A 14,371-nucleotide genomic window follows, 5' to 3' on the forward strand; every position below is an offset into this window, starting at 1 on the left:
AATAGCAGGCTATCGATTTGATTAGCCTTATCTATCGTTGCAGACGCTCCAACAAGCCTTCCTGAATCCACTGTTTCAGCCAGGTAACGGCTTGAAGTGGCGCGCCCTCACCATAAGTGACTGCTAACTCGGCGCACAGTTCGGCGAAACTCCATCCTTGGTTGAGCAAGCCATCGAGGGCCGTGGCTTGCGCCGGATCGAGGCTGCGGTAACTGCAGATCAACTGGTTGCGCCAGATCAGGCAGATCTGTGGGATTTCGAGCGCCATGCTGTCAGGGAATTCCGATTCTTCCTTTACCGCGCGCCACATTGAAAGACTATTGCAGCGGCACTCCAGCCACTGCAGGGACGGCACCGGTCTGACCCGCAGCTCTGGCCATTCTTCCGGAGCGAGGGCGACCATGGCTTCAATCGTCAGCGGTTCACCAAAAGGTGCATCGAAAGCCAGGGTGAAAGCCCATTCGAGCGCGATCATCTCGGCCAGCGGCGCACTCTGCTCCGGCACCAGATACTCGCGGACAAAGCCTTCGAAGCCTCTGCCCAACCAGCGCAGGCTGTAGTGCGTTGATGGACACTGACGGATGTACGCCATGGCGAGCGCTTCGAATTCTTCATCACCCATCCAGTGCAGGATCGTCGGAAAGTCATTGCGCAAGACTTCCAGCAAGCGCGCTTTGTAAGCGTTGTGATAGATCGCCAAGCCCGTTTCGACATCCAGTGTCGGGCCACCGATCAGGCTCCTGCTCAGGGTCAGATTTGCGCCGGTGTCTTCTTCGAGCAGAAAGGATTCGAATGCCAGTTGCCACTCTTTCAGGCGCATTGCTGCCTCCCGGCCAGAGCCTTATTCCCCAGCTGACGGGCCTTTTGCAGTTCATCGAGCAATTCGTCGAAGGGCGGAAAATGATCGTCGCGTTCCAGCAACGTGGCCACCGGGCCGAAATGTTCGAGCGTGCGTTGGTACAGCGCCCAGACCGGATCGCTCACCGGATGGTCATGGGTGTCGATCACGTAGTCACCATAATCGCTGTGCCCTGCCAGATGCAGTTGGCGGACTTTATCGACGGGCAGGCTACTGATAAAGACCCACGGATCGAAGCCATGATTGCGTGAACTGACGTAGACATTGTTCACGTCGAGCAGCAATTCGCACCCGCTCACGCGGCTAAGCAAAGCGAGAAATTCCCACTCAGTGAAATCATCAGAGGCGGCACGGACATAACTGGAGACGTTCTCCAGAACCAACGGACGCTGCAAAACATCCTGAACCTGCATCACCCGAGCGGCAATGTAATCCAGGCTTTCTTCGGTGTAAGGCAGCGGCAGCAGATCATGTAACTGATGGGCATTGCCACGGCTCCAGCACAGATGATCGGAGATCCATGCAGGTCGGACCCGATTGGCCAGTTGCTTGAGTTGTTTGAGATAGTCCGGATCGAGGGCATGCGGCCCGCCGATAGACAGAGATACACCGTGCATCACCAACGGATAACGCTCGGCGATCGCATCAAGGTAATACAGGGCCTTGCCGCCCTGCACCATGAAATTTTCCGAGACCACTTCGAACCAGTCGACATTTGGCGACTGCTCAAGGATCTGCTGGTAATAAGCGCTACGCAAACCCAGGCCGTAGCCCAGGGAGGGAATGGAAACAGACATGCGGCGAACTCCTGATAAAAAGTGGCCGCAGTGGAACCATCCACTGCGGCGACACTTGCCGGTCAGTTATTCGCCGACCTTGCCACCGGCCTGTTCACACGCCGCCTGAGTCATTGCCTTGAAGCCCTGGCCTTTACAGGCACCCATGCCTTTGCAGGCGTGGTCTTTGGTCTTGCAGTCATTCTGGCCTTTGCAGCCGTTCACGCCATAGCAATGCACGTTGGCATCGGCAGCCATTGCGTTGGTGGCAACACCGGCAAACATTGTGGCGGCAGCCAAAGCGAGAGCGGCACCAGCAGCAGCGGATTTGATGGTCATTTTTCTTATCCTCGGTAATCGTCAGGGGTGTCGGCTGAAAGGTTTGTTCAGTCCCGACATAGCACTAGAGAGAGCCGCCCCGACGGCGTTACAGCGGATCGAAAAATAATGTCAAAGGTCTTCCTTGAGTTTTAGTAGCGGCTCTTGAAAGCGCAGCAACCGCCCGGCATTTCCGAGTACCAGCAAGGTGCTGAGGTTATGCAGCAGCGCCGCAATCATCGCCCCTGCTGCACCCAACCAGCCGAATGCGGCAAACACCACAATGGCCAGCGTCCAGCCCAGACCGATGATCACATTGACCTGCAATGTCCGGCGACATTGGCGGCTGAGGCGCACGCAGGTGCCGAGCCGGCGCAGGTCGCTGCCGATCAAAACGATGTCGGCCGAGGCCAACGCTATGTCTGCACCACCGGCGCCCATTGCCACACCGACCACTCCCGCCTTCAGCGCGAGCGAATCATTGATGCCGTCACCGACCACCATTGGCCGGAAACCATTGTCGATTTCCCTGAGCACGCGATTGAGTTTGTCCTCGGGCAACGCCTGGGCTTCGACCTCATGCAAACCGACCTCTTTGGCCATCGATTGAGCCACGCTGTGTCGATCGCCTGTGAGCAACAGTTGTCGCCCAAGGCCCAACTCACGCAATTCACTGAGGGAAAACCGGGCTTCCGGTTTGACGCTGTCAGCGAGCAACAGCCAGGCGAGGAATTCACCGTTCAGCGCCAGACCGGCGATCGGGCCGTCATGATCGGGAACCTTGGTCGTGGCAATACCCAGTTGCGCGAACAATTCTGGCCGACCGAGCGCCGCTTCGCCCTGCCCGGTCATGGCGACTACACCGAGCCCCTGACGCTCGTGAATATCACTCAGCGTTAGATATTGGTCCTGACTGACCAACCCTGCGAGTGCCCGACTGACCGGATGACTACTCGCCGCGCCGAGGCTAGCGGCAAGCGCCATGACCGCAGACGACTGTGCCTGTGGGCTGTTGATCGACTGCAAACGCAAGGTGCCATAAGTCAGCGTCCCGGTCTTGTCGACGACCAGCGATGTCAGATCAGCCAGTTCTTCGAGGAACGCCGAACTGCGAATCAGAATCCCGTGACGCGCTGCCACCGCGACACCGGCAATCGCCGTCGCCGGAGCGGACAACACCAACGCGCACGGACACGCGGCTACCAGCACGGCGAGCATGGCCTGCGCATCGTTGGTGATAAACCAGGTCACCGCTGCCAGCAACAACACCAGCACCATGTAGCTACCGGCGTAACGTTCGAGCAACCGGGTGATCGGTGGCTTCGAACGCTCGGCGTTCTGCATCAGTGCGATGACTTTACCGAGGGTCGACTCATCGCCGGTGCGGGTCACTTCGATGCGCAACAAACCGTCGAGGTTGATCGCACCGCCGAACACCGTCATGCCGACACCCGCCTCGACCGGCACTGATTCACCGGTAATTGAAGCGGTATCGAGACTGGCCTGACCAGACAGAACCCGACCATCCGCCGGCACCCGATCCCCCGCGCGCACCTCAACGGTGTCGCCGGATTTCAGCGTGCCGTTGTCTACTTCAATGATCGAGCCGTCGGCCTGAACCTTGCGCGCATGGCTGCGGGTCAGTTGGCCGAGGGCGTGAATCGCCTCCTGCGAGCCGATGACGCTGCGCTCCTCCAGGACATGACCGAAGATCATGATGATCGGCAGCAATGCCGCCGTCAGCAGATCGCCAGTCGCCCACGCCCCGAGCATGGCCAAGGCAATCAGCTGATCAGTGATGCCGTGCAGGCTCGGATAACGCAGGCTGTACCATGCCGAACGCATCACCGGCACGGCGACCAACAAAGAGGCGAAACCGAGCAACAACTGGCTGACCCCGGTTTGCTCCGGAACCAGCCAGCGCCAGATCAGCCCCAGACCAAGAAGGCCCAGCGCGAGCATCGCCAAAGTCAGTTGCCGTGCGGCGCGGCGTTGTTCGGCCGAGGACAACAGGCTCGGTGCAGCGGTCGTCGCAGTCATTTACTGGCTCCCTGAATGATCAGGCGGGAATCGTCTTTCGGGTCGACCGTGGTGACCGATCCGGCCTGACCGAGAATCTTCGGCATACGCTCGCGGTACAGACGCAGGAGCATTTGCGGGTCTGTATTTTTGGCCAGACTCGACACCGTGGCAGTGTCGGCAGAGGCTTTGGCCAAGCGTTCACCAGCCTGCGCGTGAGCAACCTGCAGTGTGCGGTCGGCCTGTTCGTTGGCGGTTTGGGTGAGTTTCTCGGCGTCGGTACGCGCATTGGCCACGGCTTTGTCGGCCTGCTGGCTGGCGGTCAATACCGCGTTAAATGCACTGACCGCAGGGTTGGGCAGACTCGATTGCACATCGACCCGCGCCACTTCAATCCCGATGCCCTGCCCGCTCGCCTTCAACTCGGCCAAGCGTTTGTTGATGCCCTGTACCAGATCACCGCGCAATCTCTCACGCCGTTCGGCAGCCTGGTTGTCGGCGCCGATCAATTCCGGACGAGCGACCAGAATGGTGTCCAGATCTCTGGCGGCAGTCAGTGCCACGGCACTGCGAGTGACCAACCGATCGAGCGCCGGCAGCACATGCTCAGCCTGCAACACGAAGTCATAGGGGTCGGTGACTTTGTAGAACACCCGCACATCCAGTTGCACGACGCCGGCATCACCGGTCAATAAATAACCAGATCCGGCCAGTGCGTCGCTCAGTGGTGTGGCAAAGGAAGCGACCCGATCAGCCTTGAGTGCCTCATCGCTGCGCAGAAGATTTTCCACCCGCCGCTCGATCACCCGATCCGCGGCTGGCAACAAAACCACCTGTTCGAACGGCTGTGGCCAAGCCAGCAACAGCCCGGCGTTCTGCACGCGATCCAGTGCACCAAAGTGCAAAACCACAGCACGATTCTGCGGATCGATCTGCCGCACATTGGACAACGCCCAAGCCAATGCGGCCAACACTGTCACCGCGTACAGGGCGAGAAATGCCAAACGACCGGCCTGAACCCACGGACTGTTCAGCGAATGTGTTCCACGTGGAACTTCTTCACTCATGGTTGCGATCCGGATTTACTGTCGAGTGTTGGCGGGCCGTCGACCAGCACGCGGAATGGCGCCGCGTCAGTGCGCAAGATCAGTTTTGTTTCCGGGGTGACGATGGTGCCAAGGGTGTCCAGCGAGCGCAGCAAGTTGTAGAGCTGCGGCGAACTGGCGTAAGCACGGCCATAAATCTGCGCCGCTTCCACGCGAGACTGCGCCTCGATTTCTGCGGCTTTCACTGTCGCATCAGCCTGCACAATTCGCGCATCGCGTTCAGCAGCGGAACGGATCTGCGCAGCTTCACGTTTGCCGATCGCCGTACGTTCGGTAGCGATTGTTTCACGCTCGGCGCGCATGCGATCGACAGTGGCGGTGAGTGTTACAGACGGCAAGGTCAAACGCTCGATGCCGACTTGCACGACGCGCACGCCATAGGTCGCGAGCAATTGCTGATCGATCTGCTGACGCAACTGCGCTTCAAAATCGGCGATATGCACCTGACTGGCATCGGTGTTCACCAGATTGGCCAGATCGAAGCTGCTGGCCGTGGTTTCCAGCGCCGAGCCGACAAAAGTGCGGATCTGCCGTGCCGCTTCATCTGGCTGGTTCTGCACCGCGCGCATGAAGCGCTGCACATTGTCTGGATCACCCTGCACCTGCCACGCCACATAGGCCTGGACGATGATGCGTAAACCGTCGCGAGTGCCGACATCCTGCAAGCCGCTAGAGGTGGTGCGCAAACGTAAATCCACCGGAATCGCCGCCTCGAATGGCGCCGGCCAGCGCCAACTCAAACCCGGATCAAGCAACACCCGCGCGGGGTTACCAAAACGCGTGATGACCGTGGCTTCGCCCGAGCGCACTTGCACCAGGCTCGCTGCTGCGATGGCGAACGCCACCAGCAACACGGCACACCCCATGCGTCGCCACGGAAAAGGCCCCGCCTCTTCCGGCGCTCCGTGGTGATGGTGATGATGCCCGCCGTGGCCGTGATCGTGGCCGCTGTGATCATGCGGTTCGTGAGTGTGTGACTGGCTCAATGGGCGACTCCTGGTTGAGCGGTGGTACGCGCGGGCGTCGGGTCAGCCGGCAGCGTGAAAGTCCGAAGATCGATAGTCGGCCCATTGCTGCTGCCACCGAGACGATGATCGAGTACCAGCAATTTGGCTTTGCTCAGGCCTTGGCCGAGCTGACCGAGATATTGCTCGAGCACGAAAGCCTGACCGGCACTGGCGTAGGCTTTTTGCTCGGCCGTGAATTTCAGATCCGCCGCCTGCGCGGTGGCACTGGTTTCGCGGGCATTGGCGCTGGCCTGATCGCGAGCAAGGCTGGCCTGCAATTGCGCCTGATTGCTCGCCTCGGCCGCCGCGCCACGCTCACGGGAAATCAACGCTTGCGCGCCGATCTGCGCGGCTTGCACGCTGTGATAGGCATTGGCGGCACCGGCCGGCGGGTGAATGGCTTCAACCACCGTGGCGAGAATTTCCACGCCACTGTTGAGTTGTTGCAGATCACTTTGCACCGCGCGACCGATCTCCTCGCCCAGCCCGACCCGGTCTTCACCGAGCAAACCGTCGAGCGTGCGCGAGGCAAAGTCGTGCACCAGAATCCGGCTCGCCGTGCTGCGAATCAGCGTCGGCACATCGGCACTGTTGTAGGTCGCGGCCAGCGCCGCCTGATCAGTCAAGCCAATGCGATAGACGAAACGTACGTCCATGTTGACGATCTGAAAGCTCTGCTGAGCGCCACGGCTACTGGCGATGACTTGCGACTTGTCGTTGACGTGGCTGGCGTCCCACAAGCGGTTGGCTGTGATCGGCGCAGGGCCTTCGGCGGGATCGGCCTGCAGCGGCGCAGGGTTTTCGCCAACGCTGGTGGCCAATTCGTGCACCACGCCGTTTTCGACGATCAATACTCGGCCCAACGGCCACGGCAAACCTGTGTGCAATCCCGGGCCGAACACCTGCACCGGTTTGCCGAAACGCTCATAAATACCGCGACCCTGTAGTGGGATTTCATGGATACCGGTGAGCAACCAACCTACCACTGCGACGAGCGCCAGCACCGGCAGAAACGCTCGGCGCATATAACTGAACGCCCAGATCTGGCGCAGATCGATGCCAAAGCGGTTGTGCAATTCGTGCTGCAACGCGAGTAAAGGCTGGGGTGGCCAACGCAGCATGTCGGCAACAAAACTGCGCGCCAGCAACGTAGGCTCAAGCTGTTCGCGACGAGGGCTGAAGACGGAAAGAACGGCGCGCAATAGCAACTCGATCGCGACCAATCCCGGCAGGATACCCATCAGTACAGACACGCGAACTGGCCAAACGGCATTCTCGCCAGCAAACAACAAACACAGCGCGCCGAGCACCAGACTGATGATCGCCACGCGCGTCAGTTGCGCCAATGAACCGGCTTCCGGCCATTGCGCAGGATTCTCCTGAGCCAGTTGTCGCTCAAGCACCAGCAAGCCGAACGCTAGGAGTAATGCCAACGCCGCGCCCACCGTGGCGGACAATCCAACGGCTGCGGCGGGCAGTGCGAGGTTCCACACCTGTTCGATGCTCAGCGCCACTAACAACGCCCAGCCGCCTAACCACAGCGTCGCTGCGCCGATCTGGCCGAGCATATGCAAGCCACGCTGACTGAGGCGATCCAGCAACCGTTCGTACCAACCTTCCGGCGCAGAGAACTCCCCACCGGCATTCGGCGCCAGGACAACAGGATTCATCACTCGCGCGCGCCATTGCGTCACCCACCACGCCGATTGCAGCCCGGCGACCAACACCAGCAGCGCCGCGCTCAAATTAACCAGCAGCGGCAGCCACAATGACTGCGGCGCAAACAGCCCGACGAAAAACGCCAACACCCAGCCTGCCCCGGCCAATGCGCCAAGACCAAAAGCCCAGCGCCGCAGTCGCCTGCCCTGTGTGGCCGCCTGCTGAAAACGCGGCAGCCCGGCCACCAGCGTGCCATCCACCTCCAGATCAACTCGCATATCACCCCAACATCATTGGCTTGCCGTTCATATCGTTACGATATAACGAAAAGCGTGAAATATTCGTACACAATTACGCGTATTCAAAGATGCCCAACCTGTCGCTTGCCTGAAGCCTTGACCGAAATGCCTGGAAACGCACATATTACGTTCGTAATTTTTATTCAGAACTACTTTTAGCGATCCGCATTCATCCATCAGGAGCAAGCTCATGAGCAACTATGACGTGGTGATTCTGGGCGGCGGCCCCGGAGGCTATAACGCGGCGATTCGTGCCGGCCAGTTGGGCCTCAAGGCCGCGTGTGTGGAAGGTCGTGCGACGCTGGGCGGCACCTGCCTGAACGTCGGTTGCATGCCGTCCAAAGCCCTGTTGCATGCCTCGGAGCTGTACGAGGCGGCGATGGGTGCGGAATTCGCCAATCTCGGCATCGAAGTCAAACCGACGCTGAACCTCGCGCAAATGATGAAACAGAAAGACGAGAGCGTGACCGGCCTGACCAAAGGCATCGAGTTTCTCTTTCGCAAGAACAAGGTTGACTGGATCAAAGGCTGGGGCCACATCGACGGCCCGGGCAAGGTCACGGTGACCGACGATCAGGGCGGCAAAGTCGAACTGACCGCCAAGGACATCATCATCGCCACCGGTTCCGAGCCCACTCCCCTTCCGGGCGTCGAGATCGACAACAAACGTATCCTTGATTCGACCGGTGCGCTTTCCCTGAGTGAAGTGCCCAAACACCTGGTGGTGATCGGTGCCGGTGTGATCGGCCTGGAGTTGGGCTCGGTGTGGCGGCGCCTCGGCGCGCAGGTCACCGTGGTCGAATACCTCGACCGCATCTGCCCGGGCGTCGATGGCGAGGCCGGCAAAACCCTGCAACGCTCACTGAGCAAACAGGGCATCGCGTTCAAGTTGAGTTCGAAAGTCACCAGCGCCACCGCTTCCGCCAACAGTGTGCAACTCAGCGTCGAGCCGGCCGCTGGCGGCACTGCCGAGTTGCTGGAAGCCGATTACGTGCTGGTGGCCATCGGTCGTCGCCCGTACACCCAGGGCCTCGGTCTGGAGAACGTCGGCCTGAGCACCGACAAACGCGGCATGCTCGCCAACAAACAGCACCGCACCGAAGCCGCCGGAGTCTGGGTGATCGGCGATGTGACCTCCGGGCCGATGCTCGCGCACAAGGCTGAAGACGAAGCGATGGCCTGCGTCGAGCAGATCCATGGCAAGGCCGGCGAGGTCAATTACGATTTGATCCCCAACGTGATCTACACCAGACCGGAGCTGGCCAGCGTCGGCAAGACTGAAGAACAACTCAAGGCCGAGGGCCGTGCCTATAAAGTCGGCAAGTTTCCCTTCACCGCCAACAGCCGGGCGAAGATCAACCATGAGACCGAAGGTTTCGCCAAAGTCCTCGCTGATGAGCGCACCGATGAAGTACTCGGCGTTCACCTGGTCGGTCCGAGCGTGAGTGAAATGATTGGCGAGTTTTGTGTGGCGATGGAGTTCAGTGCTTCGGCGGAGGACATTGCGTTGACGTGCCATCCGCATCCAACGCGGTCAGAGGCGTTGCGCCAGGCGGCGATGAATGTCGAAGGGATGGCGACGCAGATGTAGGTTTCGGAATTTTTATTGGCTGCCCCAGCGCTTTCGCGAGCAGGCTCGCTCCCACATTCGACCGCGATACGCCTGAAAGAGCGCGGTCACTGTGGGAGCGAGCTTGCTCGCGAAGGATGCGACTCGGTCTATAGCGGAAGATGTCCGAGAGGCAACGCCCCCGGCGTCTTCACCGTGTGAATCGCAAAGTTGCTGCGGATGTCACTCACCCCCGGCAGCTTCAGCAGGCAACCGCTGAGAAAGCGATCGTACGCACGCAGATCCGGCACCACCACTTGCAGCAAAAAGTCCGACTCTCCCGACACCAGAAACGCCGAGATCACTTCCGGCAACGCCGTCACTGCGGTGTAAAACGCCTCGGCCTGTGCATCGTTGTGCCGCTCGACCTTGACCCCGACAAACACCGTCAGTCCCAGCCCGACTTCATCGCGATCGAGATTGGCCTGATAACCGCGAATCACCCCGGCCTCTTCCAGCATCCGCACCCGGCGCAGGCACGGCGAGGCCGACAGGCCGATTTCATCCGCCAGCTCGACATTGCTCAGGCGCCCGTTACGTTGCAGGGCCGCGAGAATCTTGCGATCGAAGGCATCGATTTTCATTTTTGGCAGACCCCGATAGTCGTGCAATGGGAAACCAGCAGATTATGCCAATCAAGAAGGTTTTTGAAGCGGACTACGCAAGCACCTGCCCTACCCTTCGGCTCTAGACTTGGCGCACCGAATCGACAACGAAAGGGCGGCAACATGGCGAATTTCTGGCTGTTTTTCCTGGCATTGGCGGTGGTCTATCTATTGCCCGGCCCGGACATGATCCTGCTGCTGCAAACTGGTGCCCGGCAGGGACGCGGCGCGGCGCTGGCCACCGCTATTGGCTTGGGCATTGCCCGTGGTTGTCACGTGGCGCTGGCGGCATTGGGGCTGGCCGCGCTGTTCAAGGCTGCGCCGTGGACATTCGAGGTAGTGCGGCTGGCGGGGGCGGCGTATCTGTTGTGGATCGGCATTCAATGCCTACGCAGCAATCTGCTGCCGAACCTGAATACTGGCGAGCCTGGCGATTCCCACGGGCGTTGGCGCGAAGCCGTCAGACGCGGTTTGCTGACCAACCTGCTCAATCCCAAGGCGTTACTGTTCTGCTCGGTGCTGCTACCGCAATTCATCGTCAATGAAGGCGCAGCGGTGCTGAGCCAGTTCGCCGTGCTGGGCATGCTGCTGGTCGGCGTCGGCCTGCTGTTCGACAGCGCCTACGCCCTCACCGGCGCCGCGCTGGGTCGTTGGCTGCAACACAGTCCAACGGCCCAACGTGTACAACAATGGCTGTTCGGCAGCCTGCTGATCGGTTTCGCCGTGCGCCTGACGTTCGTCCAGCAGGCTTAGCCTTTGCGGGCCTTGCGCTGGCGACGGCTGATGAACAGCAACGCAGCGGCCGCGACCAGCACAACCGCACCGATCTGCACCGGCCACTTGTACGGCCGCAGCGACGAGCGCACAGCATCGGTTACCTGGGTGACGTAACGCTTGTCGGCGTTTTCGAAATCCGGGTACGGGCACTGATTGCCGAAGTCCACCGCCCACGGTACGAACGGGCCTTCCTTGATGTAGCGCTGATACAGCGCGCTCTGATCTTCCAGGCTGCTGTTCCAGCCGGCGGCGTTGCACAGTACAGCAGCAAACGCCTGGCTGGTGTGCGGCAGATTGTCTGCGGCGCGCCCGGCTAGCGCAGTGGCGACAAAACGGTAGTGATAGCGCTGATCCGGTTTCGCTTCGCTGGCGGCCTGACGTTGCACTTCGGCCTCGCTTACCAGCGGGCCGACTTTCAGCTCCGTGCTTTCCAGACTGTAGTTGCCACCGAACGTGGCGTAGTCCGGCGCCATCTCGTAACCGAGAATGTCCATGCCCCACTCGCGAGCTGTCCACGCGGCGTTGTACAGCGCACTCGCACGTTTGGTCGGCCACCACGAAGCATCGGCCTTCAGCCGTTGTTCGCCGTAGAGTCGGGCCTTGTTTTGCAGGTCGGGATTGTCGAAATAAGCGACCGCATCGGCGTAATGCCCCTCACGCAGCAAACGCCGGCCGAGCAGATTGCGCAGGCTGGCAGCGACCGGCAACGGCACGTAGTTGTCACGCTCCTGCTGTGTCAGCGCGGGCGGAGCCGGGACGTTATCGTCGACGTATTTTTTCAGCTCATCGACCGTCAGCACGCGCTCGGCCACGCTCGCGGCATCGAACCAGTAGACACTGTTGCTGCGATACAACTGCACGAAGGCTTGCAGGTATTCGCCGCGCTGCAAGGCGAGAATCGCGCTTTCACCTTCGACCCGGCACTTCGGCTGAACGGTTTCATACGCCCAGTCCGGTGTGCGCCGGTAACCCCAGTCTTCGCTCTGCGGGAAAGCTTGCGCGGCTTTCGAATAGGCCGCAGCCGCGGCATTTTTATCGCCGTCACGCACCGCCAGTTTCGCCCGTAGCCACCACGCCAGTCCGCCGTCGCCGGCGTTCTCGAGAAAAGCCTTGGCTCCGGCGTAATCGCCCTGTTGATAACTCATCGCCGCCAGGCGATCAGCATTATCGAGGCTGCCACGGGTGCTGTTTTGCAGCAGCTTGACCAGTTTCTTCTCGTTCGGCGGCTCATCGCCAAACGACCAGCCCTGGCGGCTTACCAACGATGCCGTGACCAGTTGCTGCACGGCTTTGTGCTGCAGCAGCTCGGCCAGTTCGGCCTCGGGCAGCTCCGCCAGTTCATTCATCAATTGCTTGAGCGAGGTGTAACCCACGGCCGAGCCGTGCAGGTTCTGTGCTTCATACAATTCGATGGCGCCGTTCCAGTCGCCCGCCGTGCGCAACACCCGCGCCTCTTCACCGAGACTGGCAACACCCAACTCCAACGGATCGCTGAAACCGTCGATGCTCAGTTGCCGGGCCTGGCGGAAGGCATCACGCGATCGCTCTAGCGACACGACCGCATCCGCGGCTTCGCTGCTCATCGCGAACCAGGTACGCCCGAGAGAATACGCCGCCCAGGTACTGCGCAACGCGCGCTGATCCGCCGGCAGCGCCAGCAGCTTGTCGAAATAAGCGATGGCGAGTTGATGATCGCCCGTGGCAAACGCCACCGCGCCGGCGACGTACAAACGGATTTCCGCTGGCAGACTGGCACCCTGCGCCTCGACCTGACGCGCATCGGTCAGGCCGCGCAGCTGTTTGACCAACGCTTGTTGCTCGGCGCTCAGGCCGGCTTGTTCGGCGATTTCCCGAGACTCGGCCGCCGCGTTTTCCTCGCCGTACATATCATTGGGATTGTGTGTCGCCGCGGTGACGTTCTTCAGCCCGGCGATGGTTTTGCCGAGGCGGCTGAGCTCGAAGTTGAAGTTGCCCTCAGGCAGATCTGCGAGGGTCTGCCCGCGATTGTCGAGCAGGCGCATGGGGAAATCCGGCCCGCAGGCCAGCGCCGAACCCAGCGGAAAGCAGAGGCTCAGGCAGAGCAGATGGCGGGGCCAGTTACGGGTCAACATGCGAACCTCCTTGATCAATATGTGCGCAGCGCGCCCAACCGATGGCGCGTTGTCCGCCCGCCGGCATGCGGCCGTCGCGCAGGCGGGTGAAGGTAAGCAGATCCGGGCTTTGTTGCAACGAGTAACCGGCGAGCGCATCAGCGCCTTCACAGCTTTGCGCTTTCAGCGTGATCCGTGCGGGCCAGGCACTGTCGAGGTTGCCAGGGTTGTCGAGTCTGATGTCGTAGAGACCGTTGTATTCGCTCAACACCACGCCGAGCTGACTGGCGAGTTGCTCACCACGGGAGACTGCGCGCAGGGTGGTCAGGCTCCAGGCACGGCGATCATTGGCCAGCGGCAAGCGAAACCAGATCAACCCGGCCAGATGCGCCGGCGGGTCTTCGCGCAAGGCCTTGCCGAGTTGGCTCAATTGCAGCGGATCGGCGAGCAATTCCTGGCGCTCACCGCTCCGCTCAAGTTGCACTTCGCTTTCCACCACTGGCGCCCCGCCGTCATCCGGTAACAGCGCCACGCCGTAAGCCGGCAGCGCGAGATAAAAAGGTTTATCGGTGATTCGCGCCCAGGCCTTGGCCCACTTCAACGCCTGATCGGAATCGAAGAGCCCTCGACGCGGGTCACTGACGGCGTGGACTTGCAACACGCTGCTGTCGACGGTTTGCAGGAGTACGGGCAATTGCGAACTATCGAGCCAGGCTGGCAGCGCGGTGATGCTTAGCGGGATGTCCGTCGGCAATGCCACGCGCAGATGTTTGAGGAATTCAGCGTAGGCCGGCAAGCGTGCGTTACCGGCGTCGTGATCGATCTCGACGCCGCTCAGCCTCAGGCCTTGCGCCTGCCAGTCGGCTAGCACCTGCAGAATCTGCGCGGTGACCTGATCCTGATCCAGCGACTTGAGTTGTCCGTCGAGACGAATCACCGCAATCAACGGACGACCATCGGCTTTCAATAACGGCGCATCGATTCGCGCGCTGCTCCATCCGGCATTTGGAAAGGCTTGCAGTGCGAGGACGCGTAGCGTTGAGAAATCCTGGCGACTGTCACGCAGCGCCGCCTCGTGGGCCGGCGTCCATTGACGTTGCCAGATGTAGAGTTGTTGGTCGAGGGGCGGAGCGTCCTGCTGCTTGCAAGCCACAAGCAAGATGCCCAAGAACAGAACCACAATAAATCGCATACCTTCCAACCCCCTGACACCACAAGGCTGCAAGGTTACACAAAAACCCTGTAGG

At 60.7% G+C, this 14,371-nt stretch carries 12 protein-coding genes; 2 read left to right on the plus strand and 10 right to left on the minus strand.

Annotation, left to right across the window (positions count from 1 at the left end; genetic code table 11):
• Positions 1-31 precede the first annotated feature (31 nt).
• The 7 genes from PspR84_RS29180 to PspR84_RS29210 form a co-directional block, all read right to left on the minus strand.
• Positions 32-820 (minus strand): DNA-binding domain-containing protein, encoded by a 789-nt coding sequence (locus PspR84_RS29180; RefSeq protein WP_160059998.1) that lies wholly within the window; start codon positions 818-820, stop codon positions 32-34.
• Positions 811-1,656 carry a DUF692 domain-containing protein gene (locus PspR84_RS29185; protein ID WP_160059999.1) on the minus strand — a complete coding sequence of 282 codons (846 nt, stop codon included), beginning with the start codon at positions 1,654-1,656 and terminating at the stop codon, positions 811-813. Before PspR84_RS29185 ends, PspR84_RS29180 begins: the two co-directional genes overlap by 10 nt.
• A gap of 66 nt (positions 1,657-1,722) precedes the next feature.
• Positions 1,723-1,974: a hypothetical protein gene (locus PspR84_RS29190; RefSeq protein WP_160060000.1), complete on the minus strand. Its 252-nt coding sequence runs from the start codon at positions 1,972-1,974 to the stop codon at positions 1,723-1,725.
• Between the two features lie 111 nt (positions 1,975-2,085).
• The gene (locus PspR84_RS29195; RefSeq protein ID WP_160060001.1) at positions 2,086-3,993 is read right to left on the minus strand and encodes a heavy metal translocating P-type ATPase; all 1,908 of its coding nucleotides are present in this window, start codon (positions 3,991-3,993) and stop codon (positions 2,086-2,088) included.
• Entirely contained in the window at positions 3,990-5,039 is a 1,050-nt protein-coding gene (locus PspR84_RS29200) for a protease modulator HflK (protein ID WP_160060002.1), read from the minus strand. Before PspR84_RS29200 ends, PspR84_RS29195 begins: the two co-directional genes overlap by 4 nt.
• Positions 5,036-6,064 (minus strand): protease modulator HflC, encoded by a 1,029-nt coding sequence (locus PspR84_RS29205; protein WP_160060003.1) that lies wholly within the window; start codon positions 6,062-6,064, stop codon positions 5,036-5,038. Before PspR84_RS29205 ends, PspR84_RS29200 begins: the two co-directional genes overlap by 4 nt.
• On the minus strand, positions 6,061-8,022 hold the full coding sequence (locus tag PspR84_RS29210) for a protease modulator HflK (protein ID WP_160060004.1): 1,962 nt from the start codon (positions 8,020-8,022) through the stop codon (positions 6,061-6,063). Before PspR84_RS29210 ends, PspR84_RS29205 begins: the two co-directional genes overlap by 4 nt.
• Before the next feature lie 211 nt (positions 8,023-8,233).
• Here PspR84_RS29210 and lpdA point away from each other — a divergent pair, with 211 nt between their 5' ends.
• The gene (lpdA, locus tag PspR84_RS29215) at positions 8,234-9,634 is read left to right on the plus strand and encodes a dihydrolipoyl dehydrogenase (RefSeq protein ID WP_160060005.1); all 1,401 of its coding nucleotides are present in this window, start codon (positions 8,234-8,236) and stop codon (positions 9,632-9,634) included.
• A gap of 128 nt (positions 9,635-9,762) precedes the next feature.
• Here the strand turns inward: lpdA and PspR84_RS29220 are convergent, their stop codons facing one another.
• Entirely contained in the window at positions 9,763-10,236 is a 474-nt protein-coding gene (locus PspR84_RS29220; RefSeq protein ID WP_160060006.1) for an Lrp/AsnC family transcriptional regulator, read from the minus strand.
• A 144-nt stretch (positions 10,237-10,380) separates the two neighbouring features.
• On the opposite strand from PspR84_RS29220, the gene PspR84_RS29225 reads away from it, so the two are divergent.
• A complete protein-coding gene (locus tag PspR84_RS29225; RefSeq protein ID WP_160060007.1) occupies positions 10,381-11,010 on the plus strand; it encodes a LysE family translocator in 630 nt (209 codons plus the stop codon).
• Here PspR84_RS29225 and PspR84_RS29230 read toward each other — a convergent pair.
• Entirely contained in the window at positions 11,007-13,145 is a 2,139-nt protein-coding gene (locus PspR84_RS29230) for a hypothetical protein (RefSeq protein ID WP_160060008.1), read from the minus strand. The two genes, PspR84_RS29225 and PspR84_RS29230, sit on opposite strands and share 4 nt — an antisense overlap.
• A complete protein-coding gene (locus PspR84_RS29235; RefSeq protein WP_160060009.1) occupies positions 13,132-14,316 on the minus strand; it encodes a DUF3142 domain-containing protein in 1,185 nt (394 codons plus the stop codon). The genes PspR84_RS29230 and PspR84_RS29235 overlap by 14 nt, the downstream gene beginning before the upstream one ends.
• Positions 14,317-14,371 lie beyond the last annotated feature (55 nt).

Source organism: Pseudomonas sp. R84 (assembly GCF_009834515.1).
Taxonomy (GTDB): Bacteria; Pseudomonadota; Gammaproteobacteria; order Pseudomonadales; family Pseudomonadaceae; genus Aquipseudomonas.

What these genes read in the sequence shown, in the direction of transcription:
- PspR84_RS29180 (WP_160059998.1), bottom strand. Translation starts at nt 820, where the DNA reads ATGCGCCTGAAAGAGTGGCAACTGGCATTCGAATCCTTTCTGCTCGAA.
- PspR84_RS29185 (WP_160059999.1), bottom strand. Translation starts at nt 1,656, where the DNA reads ATGTCTGTTTCCATTCCCTCCCTGGGCTACGGCCTGGGTTTGCGTAGC.
- PspR84_RS29190 (WP_160060000.1), bottom strand. Translation starts at nt 1,974, where the DNA reads ATGACCATCAAATCCGCTGCTGCTGGTGCCGCTCTCGCTTTGGCTGCC.
- PspR84_RS29195 (WP_160060001.1), bottom strand. Translation starts at nt 3,993, where the DNA reads ATGACTGCGACGACCGCTGCACCGAGCCTGTTGTCCTCGGCCGAACAA.
- PspR84_RS29200 (WP_160060002.1), bottom strand. Translation starts at nt 5,039, where the DNA reads ATGAGTGAAGAAGTTCCACGTGGAACACATTCGCTGAACAGTCCGTGG.
- PspR84_RS29210 (WP_160060004.1), bottom strand. Translation starts at nt 8,022, where the DNA reads ATGCGAGTTGATCTGGAGGTGGATGGCACGCTGGTGGCCGGGCTGCCG.
- lpdA (WP_160060005.1), top strand. Translation starts at nt 8,234, where the DNA reads ATGAGCAACTATGACGTGGTGATTCTGGGCGGCGGCCCCGGAGGCTAT.
- PspR84_RS29220 (WP_160060006.1), bottom strand. Translation starts at nt 10,236, where the DNA reads ATGAAAATCGATGCCTTCGATCGCAAGATTCTCGCGGCCCTGCAACGT.
- PspR84_RS29225 (WP_160060007.1), top strand. Translation starts at nt 10,381, where the DNA reads ATGGCGAATTTCTGGCTGTTTTTCCTGGCATTGGCGGTGGTCTATCTA.
- PspR84_RS29230 (WP_160060008.1), bottom strand. Translation starts at nt 13,145, where the DNA reads ATGTTGACCCGTAACTGGCCCCGCCATCTGCTCTGCCTGAGCCTCTGC.
- PspR84_RS29235 (WP_160060009.1), bottom strand. Translation starts at nt 14,316, where the DNA reads ATGCGATTTATTGTGGTTCTGTTCTTGGGCATCTTGCTTGTGGCTTGC.